The organism is Vibrio sp. CJQ_6 (assembly GCF_043106745.1).
Taxonomy (GTDB): Bacteria; Pseudomonadota; Gammaproteobacteria; order Enterobacterales; family Vibrionaceae; genus Vibrio; species Vibrio furnissii.
Genome location: NZ_JBICMV010000013.1, coordinates 1 through 17,468, shown reverse-complemented (window position 1 = coordinate 17,468; position 17,468 = coordinate 1). Strand labels below are relative to the sequence as shown.

Below are 17,468 nucleotides of genomic sequence, written 5' to 3'. Positions count from 1 at the left end.
GTTAACGCGTGATCGGTTATAGCATGTTCATTCGACGTGGAGTAATAGCCGATAGTCGTAGGGGCGGGGTTGTTGTGTCGGAATGGCTGAGAGGGGGGGCGTATTATTTGGGTGAGTCGTCACGTACAAGCAGCAATTAAGGTGAAAACATCATGCTCAACTGGGGCGTACGACTTAAGACGAAAGGGGGAGTAAATTTCATCCATCACGTCATAAGCAACGCCCGACAAACCGTTCTATTTTTGTGTTTATTTTTTATATCGATGACGATATTTTCGTACTATTCATGACACCCAGTGTGTTTTTATTAAGATAAAAATCTCGCATTGTTTTAATAAATAACGATCGAATTTTATTGGTTGAGTTTGTTTTCTTGGTAATGGCCATGATTTCCAGGTGGTAATATTGCGTGGCTGGTGTGATCGCAATCAGTTGGCCGGAGTCGACATAGGATTGCGCGTAGTTCTCAGGTAGATAACCAATGAATTTAGAGGACAAAATCAGCGCTAAACGAGATTCATAATTGTAGGCGGTTGCTTTTAAATTCATTTTCGGAAGTTGTGCATTGAGTAACTCTTGGCTTTTGATACCGGCATAAACAACTGGGAAGGCGTTGATGATGTCATCATTCAATTCCTTTTGGGGCATTTGGGCGAGAGGATTGTCGCTGCTTGCATAGAGATAGCAAATATCCGTATAAATGTGCTCATATTCTAAGCCTTCCAGTTCACGGTGAAAGGGGATAAAACCAATATCTGCTTCTTCTTGCAGAACTTTACGTTCTATTTCGGTCATTTTAGCTACGTCAGCATTTAAATAGACCTCGCGAGCGACCTTTGTGAATTGACGAATGACTTCTGGCATATTTGCCCGCGCATCCAAACTGATATTATCACTGAAAAGAACGGTGAGACTTCCCGAAAGTTGTACATCCAAGTGGCTGATAATATTTCTAAATCGTTCAAGTTCGCCCAAGAGCTTGACGGTCGCCTCGTACACCACAGCACCTTCTTCTGTCAGCGCAAAGCCTGATCGCCCACGGCGACATAACGTAAGGTTTAGACGCGATTCTAAATTAGAAATATGGATACTGATTGTAGATCGGCTGATATTGAGTTCAGTCTCTGCTGCGGAAAAACCACCACAATCGGCAACCACTTTAAAAATCTTTAATTGTTTTATTTCATAATCACCGATAGGTGCTGCGTTTTTCATCATTGTTTTATACTCGTAAAACCTTACGTTTATAGAGGTATATTTATATGCCTCAAGAGCTTGTTATGATTTTTGTATCTCGTAGTTATTGTACGCGATGTGTTCTTTTTATCTTTGACACCGTTAATGTTTATAACTTTTAGGAATAAAAATCATGGCAGATTTGGTTTTATCTCGTGGCTTGATCAATGGCGAATGGATTGAAGCGATCGATGGGAAATACGTTGACGTGATAAACCCTTCCACAGGGCAGGTGATCACATCGGTTCCGGATATGGGAGAGAAAGAGTCCGAAGCGGCGGTGATGGCCGCATATAATGCGTTTCAAGATTGGCGCTCGACAACGGCGAAGTATCGCGCTGGGCTGATGAAAAAATGGTTCGACTTAATCGTTGAACATGCCGACCAACTTGCCAAGCTATTGACCACGGAGCAAGGTAAACCCTACAAAGAAGCGTATGGTGAAGTGCTTTACGGCGCTTCGTTTATCGAGTGGTTTGCCGAGGAGGCAAAACGAGTCTACGGCGATGTGATTCCGGCGGCGAACCCTCACAACCGATACATGACGATGAAGCAACCCATCGGCGTGGTCACGGCCATCACGCCTTGGAACTTCCCGGTGGCGATGATTACGCGCAAGGTGGGCCCAGCATTGGCAGCGGGCTGTACGGTGGTGATAAAACCCGGTGAAGACACGCCGCTGTGCGCCTTGGCCATGGCGAAACTTGCAGAGCTGGCTGGTATTCCCAACGGCGTGATTAATGTTGTGACAACGGCACGTCCCTCGGTTGTCGGCAATGTATTGTGCAGCCATCCATTGGTGCGAAAAGTCTCATTTACCGGCTCGACAGCCGTTGGAAAACTCATTTTGCGACAGGCGGCCGATACGGTGAAAAAAGTCTCTTTAGAGCTGGGGGGAAATGCGCCTTTTATCGTTTTTGATGATGCGGACATCGATAAAGCTGTGTTGGGCGCGGTGATCTCAAAATATCGCAATGCAGGCCAAACGTGCGTGTGTACTAACCGTTTCTACATTCATGAAAAGGTCTACGATGAGTTTATGGACAAATTCACGCGTGCAGTTCAAGCATTATCGATTGGCGATGGACTTCATGACGGCACAGATATTGGCCCGCTGATTAACCAAAAGGCAATGGATAAAGTTTCAGCGTTAGTCACGACTGCCATTGAACAAGGGGCGACATTGGTGCTTGGGGGGGAATGTTCCGAATACGGCCGTCAGTTTTACAAACCGACCATCTTGGCGGATGTCACAGAGAACATGGCAATTGCTCATGAAGAACTGTTTGGCCCGATAGCGACCGTGTTTCGCTTTCGTGATGAAGAGGACGTCATTCGCCGTGCAAATGATACGCCCTATGGCTTGGCCGCTTATTTTTATACCCAAGATCATGCAAAAGTATGGCGGATGAGTGAGGCGCTTGAGTATGGCATTTTGGGGATCAATGAAGGCATTATTTCCACAGAAGTTGCGCCGTTTGGCGGTGTGAAAGAATCGGGAAGTGGTCGAGAAGGCTCCAAATATGGCATCGACGACTACTTGGAAATCAAATATTTATGCCATGGAATTTAAATCGGTGTCGTGCCGTTTTTGATATTCATGCTTTCTTAAAGCAGCACCGGAGTGCTGCTTTTTTTGTGCCTAACACAGGCCACGAGGGGAGTCACATAATGGCTCCCCACTTAGTTTGATGCCAATAAACCTTTAAGTAGAAAAGTTTGAATTTAAAACATGTAAACGAAATGTGATTGTTGTTAATGCAATGACAACTAAGGACGAATCGGTCATCGCTTGTTGTTACTGGCTTAGCCGGAGCAAACAGAATAACGAAAGGAGAAAGTTCATGTTTAAAACCTTAAATAAGTTAAAACAGCGAAGCTTGATGAAAAACATCGCAGTTGGCGCGCTTGCGATATCGAGTACTTTTTTTACTGTTTCTCACGCATACGCAGCAGAGCATAATTGGCGCTTTGTTAATTTATATCCGCGTGGAACCGCATATGGTGAAGTATACAAAGGCTTCGCTGACAACATTGAAGCGATGTCAAACGGACGGATTTCTGTTCAAGTGATGTATGCCGGTGAAGGTGTTGGACAAACAGGCGTATTGGGTTCGGTTAAATCCGGATTGATGACGATGGGGGCGCCTTTTCAACCGATGCATGCCGGAGAGTTTCCCGCCGGTGTGGTTGAAGTCGGTTTACCTGGAATGACCGATGATGTGGGTGAATTAAGTGCTCTGTTCCACGAAAGAGGCTGGGGAGACGTGCTCAAAGAAGCCTATGACAAGCAAAATCTTGTTTGGCTCGAACCTTATATTCAACTCCCCGTCTATGTGCTGACCAAAGCGCCGATTAACTCACTTGAAGACTTCAAAGGCATGAAAATTCGTGCACCGGGAGCCTACGGCAAGTTTTTACGTCAACTCGGGGCATCTCCCGCTTCGCTATCGTACAGTGAAATTTATACCAGTTTGGCGACTGGGGTGATCGATGGTTCGATTGGTAGCAATATTATCGACCACCGTGATGGAAACCATGTCGAAGTGGCCAAATACATGTATCGCCTGCCTATCGCGGGTGCACAAACCCTGCCTATCGTCGTCAATAAGAATGCGTGGAATAAACTCAGCGATGACTTGAAAGCAATCGTGCGTGCTGCGAGTGCAGTCCATGCTCGTGAACAGATGACGAAGTCACGTCTGTGGGAATCACAAGCCATTGCAGACATGGAAGCCAAAGGCATGTTATGGAGCCCAGAACCCAGCGAACAGGATGTTGCGGCATGGAAAAAAGCGGCTTCAACGCTTTGGGCAGAATACGCAGAGTCCGATCCTTACAGCCAACGCTTGGTGAAGATTGTTCAAAATTCTCAATGAGCCAGTGAATCTGATGATCGACAGCAACCTATCGCGCTCGATCATCAATCAGAGAAGGGGCATCGCCCCCTCTTTCTTGTAACTCTAATAGAGATGGAACTTATGCTGAGTGCTTTACTTGCCAGTTATTGCCAAGGTGTAAACAAAATAGTGCATTGGATAGGCCTTTCAGCGTCTTTTCTGATGCCAATTCTTGCTGCAACTGTTGCCTTTGAAGTTTTCGCGAGGTACGCCTTGGGAAAGCCAACCGTTTGGGCGTATGACGTTTCCCTTTTCTTGTTTGGGTATATTGCGGCTTTAGGTGGCGCTCTGGCTCAACAAAACAAAGCACATATCAATGTGGATGTGTTGTATCTACAGGTCTCTGTGCGTGTTCGTTCGTTGTTTAATCTTGTGTCGTATTCGTTAGCGATCTTTTTTCTTTGGGTTGTGTTGAGTATGGCCATCGGTAAATTGGATGAGGCGATAGAGTTTAATTATCGTCGCCAATCGGAATGGGCCCCTTCCATGGCACATTTCTGGGTCATGCTCGTCGTCGCTTGCAGCTGTTTTATCGCGCAATTGTCCAGCGATATAGTCCAAGATTTATATTACTTAGTGAAGGGCAAATCACTACTCGAACACGAGTCCAATGCGCGCCAGAATTGTGAAACTTTCGTTGAAGTGGAGGACGCATGAGCATTGAAGTCTTAACTTTGTTACTCATTGGATGTGTCATGACCTTCTTTCTGCTCGGGGCGCCTGTGGGGCTCGCGTTAGGCGGCATCGCCATGGGAATGGGGTATATGACGTGGGGGGAAGGCATATTTAACTTAGTTCCCACGACAATCGAGAGTAACTTTTTCAGTTTTGTTCTGCTGGCGATCCCGCTCTACATTTATATGGGACAGCTGTTAACGCGTTCAGGGATTGGCGATGCAATGTTCAATGCCAGCCAGATGGTGATTGGCCGCATTCGTGGTTCACTGGCGGTGAGCGTGATCGGGGTGTGCTCCATGATCGGCGCCATGGTTGGCATCATTGGTGCTGGAATCATGACGTCAGGCAGTATTGCGCTCAAACCGATGTTGGAGCGGGGCTATGACAAACGTTTAGCGCTGGGTGTCATTATGGCTGGTGGGGGGCTTGGCATCTTGATTCCACCAAGTATTCCAATGGTGATGTATGCCGCCACAACACAGAATTCCGTTGGGCGTATGTTCTTAGCTGCGATCGTTCCTGCCCTAATTTCCATTTTGCTATTGATGGCGTATGTCATTATCAGCTGTAAGATCAATCCCCAAAAAGCCCCGCTTCATACTGGGCATGAAAGTACAATGTCCGGAAAAGAAAAATTGATTACGGCCCGTGATGGATTGTTTTCTCTACTTTTAATAGTGGCGGTACTGGGGAGTATTATTGCGGGTATTGCAACGCCGACGGAGTCGGGCGCTATTGGTGTCGTTGGCGCTATCTTATTGGCGTTCGTATTTAAGCGTTTTCGGTTTGAAATGTTTAAATCGTCTGGTTTTGAAACAGCGATGCTCGTGAGTGTGTCGATGTGGATCATTTTAGGTGCATCTTTATTTAGCAATTTCCACATGTTGAGTGGAGTGCAAACCATGGTTTCCGAACTCACGGAAGATCTTGGTTTACCACCACTGGGCGTCATTATTCTCATGCAAGTGATTATGTTGTTGCTTGGCTTTATTATTGATGAATTAATCATCGTTTTAATGTGCGCGCCGCTGTTTACGCCAATTGTCGTGTCGCTAGGGTATGATCCAATTTGGTTCGGTATTTTAATGATATTAAATATTGAAATCGCTGTTCAAACACCGCCTTATGGTTTTGCACTGTTTTACCTTAAGGGGATTGCTCCTCCGGATGTGAGCATGATGGATATCTATCGTTCTATTTTGCCATTTATTGCATTAAAACTGTGCGTGTTAGTTTTCTGTATGGTATTTCCTGAAGTTGTTATGTGGCTACCCAATATGGTTATGGGAGAGAATTAATATGATATTTAAACGTGTATTAATTCCCATTGATCTTTCCTTCACTGATATGGTGAAGCAGGAGGTGGAGGTGGCTCTTGCGCTCATCGAACCTAGTGGCGTGATCGACATCATCTATGTCGATGATGCTAAAACGCATCACAGTTTGGCACCAACGGTGTCAGACAGCGTTTTTTCTAAACAACATCAGCATGCATTCGATAGCTTAAAAGAAATACTCAAGTACTGTGTTCCAAGGCCCAATCGGGGATCAGCAATGATTCGCAATGGTGTCGTCGCGGATGAAATATTGAGACAAGCGAAAAAATCCAGTGTCGATGCCATCGTTATGGTCTCAAAATCGCCAAAGCTCAGTTCATATATTAATGGTTCGACGGCTGCAAAAATTGTACGTCACTCAGGCTGCTCTGTGTTCGTATTAAAGCATCATGCGGCAACCATGATTGAACGATAAAAGATAAATAGAAATTAATGTATATCTGCTAAATAAAATGGATTTAGTGGAGGGTACTCTCACGTGAAAGGAATGAATCATGAATAATCAGCAATTGCATCAAAGAAGAAACCAAGTATTTTCAAATGGGATGGGCGCCTTATATCCCATTTATGTTGCCAAGGCAGAAAATGCTTTAATATGGGATGTGGAAGGAAATAAATACATCGATTTTGCATCGGGTATTGCCGTCAATAACACCGGACATTCCAATAAACGGATTGTTGAAGCCGTCAAAGCGCAACTCGACAATTTTTCGCATACCTGTGCGTTAGTCACGCCATATGAGTCATTTGTGGCGCTGGCAGAAAAACTGACTCAAATTGCGCCCGGTCCTTCAGAGAAAAAGGCCGTCTTTCTTACAACCGGTGCTGAAGCGGTAGAGAATGCGGTGAAAGTTGCGCGGGCTTATACCGGGCGTAGTGGTGTGATTGCGTTCAAAGGTGGATTTCATGGCCGGACGAATTTAACCATTGCACTAACGGGGAAAATTGCGCCCTACAAAGCCAGCTTTGGCCCATTTCCCGGTGAGATTTTTCATGCACCATATCCCAATGAACTGCATGGCATTTCGGTTGAGCAGAGTTTGCAAGCGCTTGAAGACCTCTTTGCATGTGACATTGAAGCCACGCGCGTTGCGGCAATCATTTTCGAGCCAATTCAAGGGGAAGGTGGATTTTATCAAGCGCCTAAGGCATTTGCGCAGGGCTTACGCGCGCTTTGCGACAAGTATGGCATCATGCTGATTGCGGATGAAATTCAATCAGGCTTTGCTCGTACTGGGAAAATGTTTGCGACGGAGTATTTGGATATTGAGCCGGATCTGATGACCATGGCGAAGGGGATTGCTGGTGGCTTCCCGCTGTCGGCCGTGGTCGGAAAAGCCGATGTCATGAATGCAGCACCTGCGGGAGGCCTTGGTGGGACTTATGCAGGTTCTCCGATGGGATGTGTCGCAGGGCTTGAAGTCTTAAAGATCATTGCAGAAGAAAATTTATGCGAGAAAGCACTAAACATTGGTGAAGTTGTGCATGCGCGATTAACAAAGTTACAAACGCTGGTTCCTCAAATCAGTGAAGTTCGCGCACATGGTGCGATGATGGCAATTGAGTTTTCGGATCCTTCATCGGGTCAACCGTTGCAACAGTTCACGAAGTCGATTATTGACAACGCGCAACAACATGGCGTGATCCTTCTCTCTTGCGGAGTGAAAGGCAATGTCATTCGATTGTTACCACCATTGACCATTGAACTGGATGTGTTGAATGAAGGTCTGGATAAGTTAGAAGCGATTATCAAAGCGCTGGCTTAGTCTTCTTTATATCGCAAAAACAAAAAAAGCCGCTGACGAATCAGCGGCTTTTCGAATGTGGCGGAGAGATAGGGATTTGAACGCTATATCTCAACTCATAACTAACTGATTTTAAACAGCTAATTTCTGCGACAAAAAAGTCGATTTAACGAAGTTGTTATACACAAATTGAACCATAACGATATAAAAGTCAATCATTGGGTTTTCAATAATCACAAATTTTGATTCCAATCACCTAGGTTTAGCAAACTACCCTCGTGAGACAGCACGAGCAATCCACCTAATCATGAACTTAAATAAGTTCTTATATTCAAAGCTTAAAGCTTATGATTCACCATAGCAAATAGCTAAACCGTCTTTCATTTGCTGCTGTACTTGCGTAGAAACAAATTGGGGGACTGAATTTCGGTTTAGAATCATGTAGATTGGCTTAAGGCTAGTAACAACACTTTCTTGAGCTGCTTCTAACTCAAAGGATGCGGGGATGCCGCCAAGCGGGTCAGAGATATCATTTGCTCTCTGCTTAAGAAGCATGGCATGGGACACTTTTAAATAATGCTGTTTTAAAGCAAAAGTTAAGTCTTTCAGATCTTCAGTAGTATAATCATCATTAAATCTAGCTACTCTTTCGTCAACTGTACTTTGATAGCACTCATTACTCATCTGAAGCTCCGCGCTGGGGCCTTTAGCTGCACATCCAGCTAAGATAATGGCCAAAACACTGACAATAATAGCTCTCATACTCAAATTAACCTCCTTGTATAAAAATAAGTAGCCCAACTAAGGGGTGAGCAACGCTACCACCCAACCTAAAGCATTGTACCCTAGCCACTAAAATTGAAGTAGAAGCAAAAATGCCGAGCGTTGGGAATCCCTCTTAAATTGCTTGATATATGCGTACTTGAATATGAAAATACGACTTCTTTAAGTGGCTCTTACCTACCTTTGTATTTACGAAAATAAAGCATTGATAGCAGATACAATAAGGCCCAATGCTGGTGCAAACAAACATAGGATGGCAACAACGAAGAGTATGATAATACGCTTCCAAGACTTTGCTGCTTCTTGGGCAAATTTGACTGTAAACCAAGAATCCGAAGCAACTAACATTGCGTCTTCTTGCTGCGCATTGCTATTTCGTTTCTCATAAAGTGACATAAGCTCTATTCCTTCTACTGACGGAAGCATATAACTCTAATTAGCCGACAAATTCTCGTCTTTTGTCTCTCCATTATGCCGCTCTTTGCATATTGACTCAATTAAAAGTCAATAAGTTAAGTGGAGTTAAGGGTAATTAGACTGCAAAATGTAACCAAATAACGGGAATTCTGATTTATCAACTAGTTCGGATAATATTTGGTAGGGGATACACTCGTTGATAAGCATGTCGTGACCTTCTACTCTAAGAAGCTTTGGGGCACTTTCGAGTTATAAAGTGCCACAGGTAAAAATTCAATCCGAGAAGCTTTTGGACAGAAATTGCTTAGGTGTATAACTCTAAATAACTTGTGTCAGATTAGAAAAGTAACTTGATATCTTACAGATAAAGAGTGCGCAAAAAACTAATCTATTTACATAATTATCTTTTGTTATACAGCTATTCCGCTGCTAGCAACTGATCTAATTTTTTCTTTGCGTAGTGCTCTAATAGTTTCTGCCCACCGTCAAAAATTGACTTGAACGGTGCATCCTTAAGCTCCGTCGCTAGTTTATTAAGTATCTCTTTATTAGTTAACGATTTAGAAAAGTCATGACCTTTTTGAGTAAGGCGGAACTTCTTGTTTTGTAAACGATAACTGCCGTCACCATTGAGCAAGATACCAATTGTGGCTAAACCTAAATTGTCTCCGTTGACGTCACTTATCAGGCAACTGTCTAGCATGAGTTGAATATGAAACAAAAAACTATCATCCAGCATTGGTGAACCAACTTCTATACCAGCCAAATCAAACTCTTTTAGCCCCACAATTGCAGTGTCGGATTCAAGAAAAACAGAACACAACTTTGACATATATTCCAAATTTATCTGCATATTACCTCTTGTCTTATAAATTTTTACGGATACCAGCTTCTTCAAGTGAGTATTGGTAGGCAACATAAAATGCTGCCGCAAACATAGCTAGAGCCGCCAAAAGTGAAAAGCTTGCAACTAAAGCTAAGACTGCAACGATAAAAGATAGAAGGCTCCACGTATGAAACCGTTGAACGCCGACATATTCAGAATCTAACGCAGTACCTTTACCTGTTAGTTTGTTATTGAATGCGATAAAAGCAACTACACTATTTAAACTTAGGCTAACGGCAAAGGAAAACGTTGATAATTCAAGAAGAAACGAATTGGAAACATCAACATTTCCGCTCAAAATAGCCATAAAGTAGGCGAAAGATGCCGCAGAAAAACCAGAACTCAACCAAATATAGCCGTCATATTTCTTCACTGTTGTAAATTTCTCCTGAGAGTTATAACACTCCATACCAAACTAAGTACATAGTCCGCTATTAGTAAAAGTAGGTCAATTGATGGCAAAAGAAGAGTATCCTAAATCTTGGGATAGCAAACAATGGGACAAAAGTTACTTACTGAGTAAAACGTAGAGCCATAATCCACCTAAAATTTTTTGAATGATTTTTCATACTCATAAAGTATTGATTAACAGATATTACTCTCTAAATAACTGAAATTATTAACAATAGTGTATTTTACATTCACTTTTTCTCGATATATCCTGCACTCAAATAGAAGAGCAGCCGAAGCTGCCTAAGTATGAGTAATGGAAAACAGGAATCAAAAAACAGTAAAACAATACACAATTAACTACATGAAAGGCCGCCGTTACACGGTCGCTGAATCAACATTTACCTCAGAAGAAAGCAAGGCTAATGCGGTACAACATTTCTACGGAGATACGTTGATCGAAGATGTTTGTCATAGCAATATCCTCGATTTTATCGATGAACTGCATGAGCATTACGCCAACAAAACCATCAATGGGTTTCTTTCTATTCTGCGTGGCGTATTTAAACGCGCTGAACTTGACGGTGTCATTGAACGAAATCCAATGGTTGGCGTCAAGAACCTCAAGACAGGTAAAAGCAAGCCAAACCCCTTTAATAAAGCAGAACTAAAAAAGCTACATAACACTCCTGCAAAGTGTAAAAGTGGTAAAAACGCTTTTGAATTCGACTCGGTGACGGGTTTACGTATTAGCGAAGTCTTAGCTCTAGGTTGGGATGATGTAGATCTTGAAAATCGTAAACTGTATGTACGTCGAGCGAAAGTGCTTAAAAGCTACAAGACACCCAAAACGCCAGAGTCATTGCGCACTGTCGAGCTCAACCTATTAGCGGTTAATATCCTGAAGGAGCAGTTCAAGCTCACAGGCAACAAACCTGCTATCACGGTATCTGTGAAACAGGATGATAATAAGACATACGTAGATGAGGAAGTACGGTTTGTATTTTACAACAGCCAAACTGATGCCCCCTTCATCCATGCCGCTCAGTTCAACAAAACGTTCTTTCGACCATTTCTAGAAGATGCGGGAATCGCTCACCGAGGTGCAGGACAACTCAGGCACACATTTGCTAGTCAAAACCTAACGGCAGGCATACCTAAAGAATGGATTGCCATGCAGATGGGACATGCTGATACGGCAATGATTGATAAGCACTATGGTGAGTGGATCATCGATGACTCTCCAGATTATGCTAATACATCCGCAAAGCATCTAGCTAACACATTTGGTCAGAGCTTACCTGAAGATGATGTCGAGTTCTCAAAAGAACAAAAAATACCGCGAGAGCAGTTGGCTCTGATTAAAGCGTTGCAGAATCAGCCCGAACTTTTTGCGCTTGTTGTAAAAGTGGTTGGGAATGCATCATGAAGAGCGGTGTCACCAATGGCAGTTCCGTTGTCAGCCATGGCAGTAACACTGCCATGAATGGCACTTTCTGTGCCAAAGGCGTCCAATTAAAAAATGGGACGCTCCAGCAACCCGCTACGCTTGCGTCACACTTTAGCTTCGCAAAAGATGAACGCAAGCTGCGGGCAAGAGAAGCTTCTCTTGACTCTCTAAACACCTGGCCTCCAAGGGGGCCAGAATGAGTCGAGACATTCATCATTTTCATCGCAGGTTTAACTACACATCCCAATATGTTCATCGGATTAAATGTGAAGCATCGCTCAAGCATTCGTTAAGGATGATTGTCACTTTAGCGAAATCAAAAGCGAAAGCTAAGCCTAGCAAAAAGTCGGAGTGGAATAATGCGCTTTCAGATAAAAACCTTGTCTGGTGCAATGGGAAGTTGTCGAAGTTAGATAAGTGGTCTAACGAAGAACGCCTAGAGCTTCTTTATCGTATATCACCCGCTCCACGAATTCATAACCAGAAAAAGCTTCAAACCCAACACCGCCAGTACCGCCTAAAAATGAAAAAGGCGGTTAGCAGTGAATTGAAAAAGGGCAACAATGAGGCTGCTGAGTTTCTTCAGGAAATACTAGATACTCAGGGGCATGTCTCGTATTCCCGAATCGAGAAGTTTGAGAAGCTCACCATGCAACGCAAAAGTCAGCGCATTAGGATGCTCGAAACGTATTTAAATGCGCACAACCAAGTTCAAAATCGGGCACCAACTAACGCCGTCTATTTGCAAGAAGGTATCCTTAAAGTTCCCCATCAATGGAAAGTTGGCTCAGATATATTGACTCTGGAAGAGTACATTGAGTTTACGCGTAAGTTTCTGGCGTATTATTTCCCACAGTACCCTATTGAAGCCATCATTGGACACGATGATGAACGGAGCGTAGAACAAAATACAGGTTGTCACCCGCATTACTTCCTTTCTGGCCGCAACAGTGAGACTGGCGAGTTCGATTTGCACAAAAAGCAAATTCAAGTGGTGAACGAGTACATCCGCCAAGTTTATTCTGTCGAGGAGTTCTTCCCTAGTAACGGAAATCTCACCCGCGAAGAATCCCAAGACTTTGGCATGTTTTTTCAAAAAATGGTGAAGGACTTTGCAAATGAACATCTGTTTCATGCCAAAGGGCTAAACGTGGTATTTGCCCCACTGACGGAGCAACAATCAGAACAGCGTAAGGAAATGAACCGAGAGGCAAGCCTTGCGAAATCTGAGCGAAGCTACAACTACCACTCACATCAACTGGAGCTTCTTCAGGACAAGATTGCGCTGATAGAACAGAAGCACGCTAACTTGTTAAACGAGAAGGGAAAAATTGAACAACAACTGACCCTATTGACGAATGATTCTGCGCAAGAGCAAGCTAAGTTGAGTCAACTACAGGTTGAACGAGACTCCGTGCAAATAGAAATATCAGACCTGAAAGCAGAATCATCGCGGCTGGCTACCCTCACTCAAGAGTTAGCACAGGCTCTAGTGCCCAAACTGGTTGATATATTTAAGAAAGTACTGCTTGCCATTAATGCCAAAGATAAAGGCATGATGAAAAAGCAAAGTGAATATCTGGCTTCAGCCTTGATCTCGACGCTAGACCTACCGCCTAAGCTAGCAGAGAACATCGCTAGTCAGGTTGCTTTGCTCCAAGAGCCCGACAACCACCTAAAAGAACCAGGACGCTGATAACACAGGTATCGAGCACCGTAATAAGTAAGTTAGTTACTTGGCTAACTTACTTTACTAATTAACCTTCATAATAATTACAATAAAGGTAAACCATATGGCTAGGCCAAAATCCTATACAGATGAAGACATTATAAACATTGCTATTCAAGTATCCGCTACAGGTAGAAAACCCACAGGCTGGCTCATTAAAGAAGCTCTTGGGCGTGGAAAAATCGCTTCGATTCAGGCTGACCTTGAGCGCCTTATTAAAGACGGTAAGATTTCCGATATGCCAGACCAACCAAAAGAGAACACTAATCCAGACTTTATACCCAAAACATCTACTTTTGAACTACCTGCTGAGCTCCAAGAGTTACTGTCACTGAAAGAGCAAGAGCTGGGTAAAATGCTCCGCAATATGACCCTACGCTTGAACGACAAGGCGCATATCCATTACGAAACCTTAATGGAGGTGCGTATCAGGGAGCTAGATATCAAATCCAACGTAATGGAAGAAGCTAAGCTGGTTGCCGAGCAAGGCTGCCTCGATATGGAAGAGCGACTGCGGAAACAAGTTGTGCGAAATGAAACGCTTGAAGAGAAAATTGAATCTCTAGAAGCAAGACTAACCAGTTCAAAAAATGAAAAATCTGATTTAATACAAACAATTAGCCAAATAACAGAATCTTTCAAGAAGACTACAGAAAAAGCAGATCAACAGCAGGTGTTGCTAGATGAACTGAGGCAATCCATCTCAGAAATGGATAAGGCGCACACGGCCACCAAGGTCAAACTGGAGTATTCCACAGATGACACTAAGAAACTTCAATCACAGCTATCAGGCTTGTCTGAGCAGCACGAAAAGGCCAAAACAGAGCTAACAGAGGTGTCAACGCTATTGAGCTCAACGCAGGAGCTACTTAACCAGTCTGGCAACCAGATTACTATGCTCAGGGAAGAAAACAATGAATTGACAGCCCGCCACCGCTTGCTGGAGAAAGGGCTGAAAGATTCTGAAATCAGCATCGCTTTACTCCATGAACAAAGGCAGCAGTTGGAAGCCCATATCGTAGCTCTTGAAGGTAGAGGTGCACCAACTAAGAATGGTTCATCTGAGCTGGGTTAGTACTGCTTAGTTTTACAGGGTGCTAGCAAGGGTGATGTGTCAATTTCTCCAAAAAGCGTTCATGAAAGGCGCTATAGTTCGTGAAGTGCGGTTCGCAATATACGGTTCGGGATTTACGAACTGGGAAGCTCTTGCCCCAAAGCTTCTCAGAACCAATGAGTGGCTGATCTAGCCAAAGCACCAATAGACCAAGTTAATCTAATCCGTATTTTGCCCTCTTATACGGAAATTTTCCGTAATTTCTTCCCATAACTCTATGTCGATTCACACAACAAATTGATACCCGTTGAGTTTCATAATAAATGACAGCAACATAGACGGAATGCAAAGATGGAAAAAGTCCGTCTAATAAAGCTACATCTTTAGGAGAATTGAATGGCAACATTGATTAGAACATGCCCGCATTGTAACTCTGTAAGCATGACTTTTGAGGCTTTTGGAGAGCTAGCGACGGGAAGCTATGGTAACGTCGGGAAGCATTTTCTGGTTCCTTTAATGTGCAATGGCTGTAATGGCGGTTTATTTGCAGAAGTAAAATATAATTGGGGCCCAACCCCGTGCAATATTATGGGGACAATTGACTCCAACCCTGAAGCTTGTGAAGTATTGGAAGTGTACCCAGAAGCCCAAGAACCCGAAGCTCCAGATCATGTTCCTAGCAACATTGCATCGTTTTATGTACAAGCTGAAAAGTCGTTGCATCAGAATTCATTTGATGCGTCTGCAATGATGAGCCGTAAAGCGCTCGAAGTTGCAACAAAAACGCTAGATCCAAATGGAAGTGGTGGCTTATATCGTAGAATTGAAAAACTGTACGATGACAATTTAATAACAGTATCTTTAAAAGAATGGGCACATATCATTAGAGAAGATGGTAATGTCGCCGCTCACGAAATCGACCCTGTTGATAAAAAATATGCACAGGAACTAATTGATTTTTGTGAACTATTTTTAATGTACACGTTCACAATGCCACAAATGATCGCTGACAAAAAAAATGTATAACCATTTAAGACGGATTCGCAACGCTCGGCGGTTTTAGTCTGATTTGGCTTTTGTGTTTACGGTGCAATTATTGAATATCGTGGTAGCGCTGTTCACCACTTATGCGGGCGTTAGTTGATCAGGAAATACGATGAATCCAGAACGAATTTATACATGGCTTGAACAGCCTGCAATCCCGTTGTTTGAACGTGATTTAGAACTACAAGAATTAGTTGATTTATTTGTTGAAAATTACGATGGCGTGAAATTGTATCACTTGTGTCGCCCTGTAGATGTGGAGTCTTACTATACGAATGGTATAGAAGCAGGTAACAAAGAGTTACTTGAGTTGAATTTACAGAAAATCTTTGATGCATTGGAATTAGACTTTGACTCAAAGGCTATTGAAGAACTTGAAAAACATGAGTATTCAAGTTCGGGTTCGATATATTCAGTGTTCGACTATCGATTTTTACTTGAACACGGGTTTTGTGGTCACTACGGCACACACGGTAGTGAGCATCTATGCGCACTTTTCCAATCTTTAGGGCATGATCGAGAGCTTTTAACAGAGATTGGTAAAGCAGCGGTAATTTCGTTTATTTTTCCACTGAAACAATTATGTCCAACTGAACTTCGAAACTTAGTTGAAGGTCTTTACGAAGCTGACTTTAATGATAGTAGTGAAATGAAGCGTGACGTTAGAATTGACACCAACATTAAACCTGAACAAATTGTTGATATTAGCTTTCCAGAGTTTGTTAAGGCGTTTGGTCGTACCTATTGGCAACGCAACTAACAAATAAGGATTAAACGCTGCGTAGCCAGCGTTAAAATGCAGCGTTAAGTTCCAAGAGGAAATAATGACTACAGTTTGTAAGCTTTGTTTGAAACCGAAGCCTTTAAGAGAATCGCATATTATCCCGCGAGCCATATATCGTCGAAGAAAGCGTTCTGGAAAATCACAGCTAGTCGCTGTGACCATCGATGAATCGACAGCTCCTGATTTGAGCAACTGTGATCCCAAAGAGCCTCTATTCTGTAGCTCTTGCGAAAACGAGCTATTAAATGATAGGTATGAAAGGTATTCGGATAGCTTTTTAACGGGGAAGTTTCCAGTTAGGAAAACTTCCCAAGCAGTCATATTAGATAACTTTAAATACGACAGGTTTTACCTTTATGTAATCAGTATTCTTTGGCGAGCTTCTATTAGTTCGCTTGAGCAATTTCAAGGCATAGATCTAGGCGATGACTTTAACGAAAAGTTAAGACAATGCATATACAGCGGCAGCATTAAGCTGGGAGTTTCTTTGAAATTAGATCATTTCGTAAGAGTCTCAATGTATAGGATCACAGACGAACAGAGCATATTTGATACTAAATCAATCAAAAGCTTAATCCTCAACCTCAATGTCTATCGTGGAGAGACTGAAGCTGACGGTATGTACTATTACTTCATGATCGAAGGCTTTTTTATAGTCATTCGCTTCAGTGCTGAAAATGGCTTGCATGCGGTACGTACTCATAGAGAACCAGCACAAGTTACAGGTGTGTTTAACTCGTTGTCTGTACCATTCTGTGATTTTAGAGAAATTCCTGTATTAGAACACTCGCTGAGTAGTTTAGTATGGAAAGCTCAAAATCACGGGAAGTTGTAACTTAACAAACGACTATGGCACGATTTGCCTCACTCGAAGTAATCTGTAAATACCTAAATTAGCAGATTCACTAACACGGAATTTGTCCAGAGCATTCCTGACTGGGGCATGTAACACAAAAATGCCCCTTTCCGCGTTTGCGCAATAAAACCGAGAATAATGTAATCTGAGAATTGCCTAACTTTTCCTAATGGTTGTAG

Annotated in this window: 17 protein-coding genes; 12 read left to right on the top strand and 5 right to left on the bottom strand. The window is 43.0% G+C overall.

What is annotated here, in order from left to right; genetic code table 11:
* Positions 1–255: 255 nt before the first annotated feature.
* Entirely contained in the window at positions 256–1,218 is a 963-nt protein-coding gene (locus ACF8PK_RS09580; RefSeq protein ID WP_392441015.1) for a LysR family transcriptional regulator, read from the bottom strand.
* Between the two features lie 151 nt (positions 1,219–1,369).
* Here ACF8PK_RS09580 and ACF8PK_RS09575 point away from each other — a divergent pair, with 151 nt between their 5' ends.
* From ACF8PK_RS09575 to gabT, 6 genes are all read left to right on the top strand, one after another.
* Entirely contained in the window at positions 1,370–2,809 is a 1,440-nt protein-coding gene (locus tag ACF8PK_RS09575; RefSeq protein WP_392441012.1) for an NAD-dependent succinate-semialdehyde dehydrogenase, read from the top strand.
* Positions 2,810–3,080: 271 nt separating this feature from the next.
* Positions 3,081–4,115, top strand: a complete 1,035-nt coding sequence (locus ACF8PK_RS09570; protein WP_392441009.1) for a TRAP transporter substrate-binding protein — start codon at positions 3,081–3,083, stop codon at positions 4,113–4,115.
* Positions 4,116–4,217: 102 nt separating this feature from the next.
* A complete protein-coding gene (locus ACF8PK_RS09565) occupies positions 4,218–4,793 on the top strand; it encodes a TRAP transporter small permease subunit (RefSeq protein WP_232659570.1) in 576 nt (191 codons plus the stop codon).
* On the top strand, positions 4,790–6,112 hold the full coding sequence (locus ACF8PK_RS09560; protein ID WP_238772612.1) for a TRAP transporter large permease subunit: 1,323 nt from the start codon (positions 4,790–4,792) through the stop codon (positions 6,110–6,112). Before ACF8PK_RS09565 ends, ACF8PK_RS09560 begins: the two co-directional genes overlap by 4 nt.
* A 1-nt stretch (position 6,113) precedes the next feature.
* Positions 6,114–6,566 carry a universal stress protein gene (locus ACF8PK_RS09555; RefSeq protein ID WP_392441005.1) on the top strand — a complete coding sequence of 151 codons (453 nt, stop codon included), beginning with the start codon at positions 6,114–6,116 and terminating at the stop codon, positions 6,564–6,566.
* 79 nt (positions 6,567–6,645) lie between these two features.
* The gene (gene gabT / locus ACF8PK_RS09550; RefSeq protein ID WP_004727963.1) at positions 6,646–7,917 is read left to right on the top strand and encodes a 4-aminobutyrate--2-oxoglutarate transaminase; all 1,272 of its coding nucleotides are present in this window, start codon (positions 6,646–6,648) and stop codon (positions 7,915–7,917) included.
* A gap of 324 nt (positions 7,918–8,241) precedes the next feature.
* On the opposite strand, the gene ACF8PK_RS09545 is transcribed toward gabT, so the two are convergent.
* From ACF8PK_RS09545 to ACF8PK_RS09530, 4 genes are all read right to left on the bottom strand, one after another.
* Positions 8,242–8,658, bottom strand: coding sequence for a hypothetical protein (locus ACF8PK_RS09545; RefSeq protein WP_392441002.1), 417 nt, complete (start codon positions 8,656–8,658; stop codon positions 8,242–8,244).
* Between the two features lie 210 nt (positions 8,659–8,868).
* Entirely contained in the window at positions 8,869–9,075 is a 207-nt protein-coding gene (locus tag ACF8PK_RS09540; protein WP_392440999.1) for a hypothetical protein, read from the bottom strand.
* A 439-nt stretch (positions 9,076–9,514) separates the two neighbouring features.
* Positions 9,515–9,949 (bottom strand): DUF2513 domain-containing protein, encoded by a 435-nt coding sequence (locus ACF8PK_RS09535; protein WP_392440997.1) that lies wholly within the window; start codon positions 9,947–9,949, stop codon positions 9,515–9,517.
* 13 nt (positions 9,950–9,962) lie between these two features.
* A complete protein-coding gene (locus ACF8PK_RS09530; RefSeq protein WP_392440995.1) occupies positions 9,963–10,355 on the bottom strand; it encodes a hypothetical protein in 393 nt (130 codons plus the stop codon).
* Positions 10,356–10,688: 333 nt separating this feature from the next.
* Here ACF8PK_RS09530 and ACF8PK_RS09525 point away from each other — a divergent pair, with 333 nt between their 5' ends.
* The 6 genes from ACF8PK_RS09525 to ACF8PK_RS09500 all read left to right on the top strand — a co-directional run bounded on the left by ACF8PK_RS09525 (position 10,689) and on the right by ACF8PK_RS09500 (position 17,268).
* Positions 10,689–11,801: a tyrosine-type recombinase/integrase gene (locus ACF8PK_RS09525; RefSeq protein WP_392440992.1), complete on the top strand. Its 1,113-nt coding sequence runs from the start codon at positions 10,689–10,691 to the stop codon at positions 11,799–11,801.
* 217 nt (positions 11,802–12,018) lie between these two features.
* The gene (locus ACF8PK_RS09520; RefSeq protein WP_392440989.1) at positions 12,019–13,518 is read left to right on the top strand and encodes a hypothetical protein; all 1,500 of its coding nucleotides are present in this window, start codon (positions 12,019–12,021) and stop codon (positions 13,516–13,518) included.
* Between the two features lie 97 nt (positions 13,519–13,615).
* A complete protein-coding gene (locus tag ACF8PK_RS09515; protein ID WP_392440987.1) occupies positions 13,616–14,626 on the top strand; it encodes a hypothetical protein in 1,011 nt (336 codons plus the stop codon).
* Positions 14,627–15,001: 375 nt separating this feature from the next.
* On the top strand, positions 15,002–15,631 hold the full coding sequence (locus ACF8PK_RS09510) for a DUF4145 domain-containing protein (protein ID WP_392440984.1): 630 nt from the start codon (positions 15,002–15,004) through the stop codon (positions 15,629–15,631).
* A 130-nt stretch (positions 15,632–15,761) separates the two neighbouring features.
* On the top strand, positions 15,762–16,409 hold the full coding sequence (locus ACF8PK_RS09505) for a hypothetical protein (protein ID WP_392440982.1): 648 nt from the start codon (positions 15,762–15,764) through the stop codon (positions 16,407–16,409).
* A gap of 64 nt (positions 16,410–16,473) precedes the next feature.
* On the top strand, positions 16,474–17,268 hold the full coding sequence (locus tag ACF8PK_RS09500) for a hypothetical protein (protein WP_392440981.1): 795 nt from the start codon (positions 16,474–16,476) through the stop codon (positions 17,266–17,268).
* Positions 17,269–17,468: the final 200 nt, after the last annotated feature.

Bases quoted from the DNA above. Each gene is read 5' to 3' on its own strand.
- ACF8PK_RS09570 (WP_392441009.1), top strand. From the start codon at position 3,081: ATGTTTAAAACCTTAAATAAGTTAAAACAGCGAAGCTTGATGAAAAAC.
- ACF8PK_RS09545 (WP_392441002.1), bottom strand. From the start codon at position 8,658: ATGAGAGCTATTATTGTCAGTGTTTTGGCCATTATCTTAGCTGGATGT.
- gabT (WP_004727963.1), top strand. From the start codon at position 6,646: ATGAATAATCAGCAATTGCATCAAAGAAGAAACCAAGTATTTTCAAAT.
- ACF8PK_RS09505 (WP_392440982.1), top strand. From the start codon at position 15,762: ATGAATCCAGAACGAATTTATACATGGCTTGAACAGCCTGCAATCCCG.
- ACF8PK_RS09525 (WP_392440992.1), top strand. From the start codon at position 10,689: ATGGAAAACAGGAATCAAAAAACAGTAAAACAATACACAATTAACTAC.
- ACF8PK_RS09515 (WP_392440987.1), top strand. From the start codon at position 13,616: ATGGCTAGGCCAAAATCCTATACAGATGAAGACATTATAAACATTGCT.
- ACF8PK_RS09540 (WP_392440999.1), bottom strand. From the start codon at position 9,075: ATGTCACTTTATGAGAAACGAAATAGCAATGCGCAGCAAGAAGACGCA.
- ACF8PK_RS09575 (WP_392441012.1), top strand. From the start codon at position 1,370: ATGGCAGATTTGGTTTTATCTCGTGGCTTGATCAATGGCGAATGGATT.
- ACF8PK_RS09520 (WP_392440989.1), top strand. From the start codon at position 12,019: ATGAGTCGAGACATTCATCATTTTCATCGCAGGTTTAACTACACATCC.
- ACF8PK_RS09535 (WP_392440997.1), bottom strand. From the start codon at position 9,949: ATGCAGATAAATTTGGAATATATGTCAAAGTTGTGTTCTGTTTTTCTT.
- ACF8PK_RS09560 (WP_238772612.1), top strand. From the start codon at position 4,790: ATGAGCATTGAAGTCTTAACTTTGTTACTCATTGGATGTGTCATGACC.
- ACF8PK_RS09580 (WP_392441015.1), bottom strand. From the start codon at position 1,218: ATGATGAAAAACGCAGCACCTATCGGTGATTATGAAATAAAACAATTA.
- ACF8PK_RS09565 (WP_232659570.1), top strand. From the start codon at position 4,218: ATGCTGAGTGCTTTACTTGCCAGTTATTGCCAAGGTGTAAACAAAATA.
- ACF8PK_RS09500 (WP_392440981.1), top strand. From the start codon at position 16,474: ATGACTACAGTTTGTAAGCTTTGTTTGAAACCGAAGCCTTTAAGAGAA.
- ACF8PK_RS09510 (WP_392440984.1), top strand. From the start codon at position 15,002: ATGGCAACATTGATTAGAACATGCCCGCATTGTAACTCTGTAAGCATG.
- ACF8PK_RS09555 (WP_392441005.1), top strand. From the start codon at position 6,114: ATGATATTTAAACGTGTATTAATTCCCATTGATCTTTCCTTCACTGAT.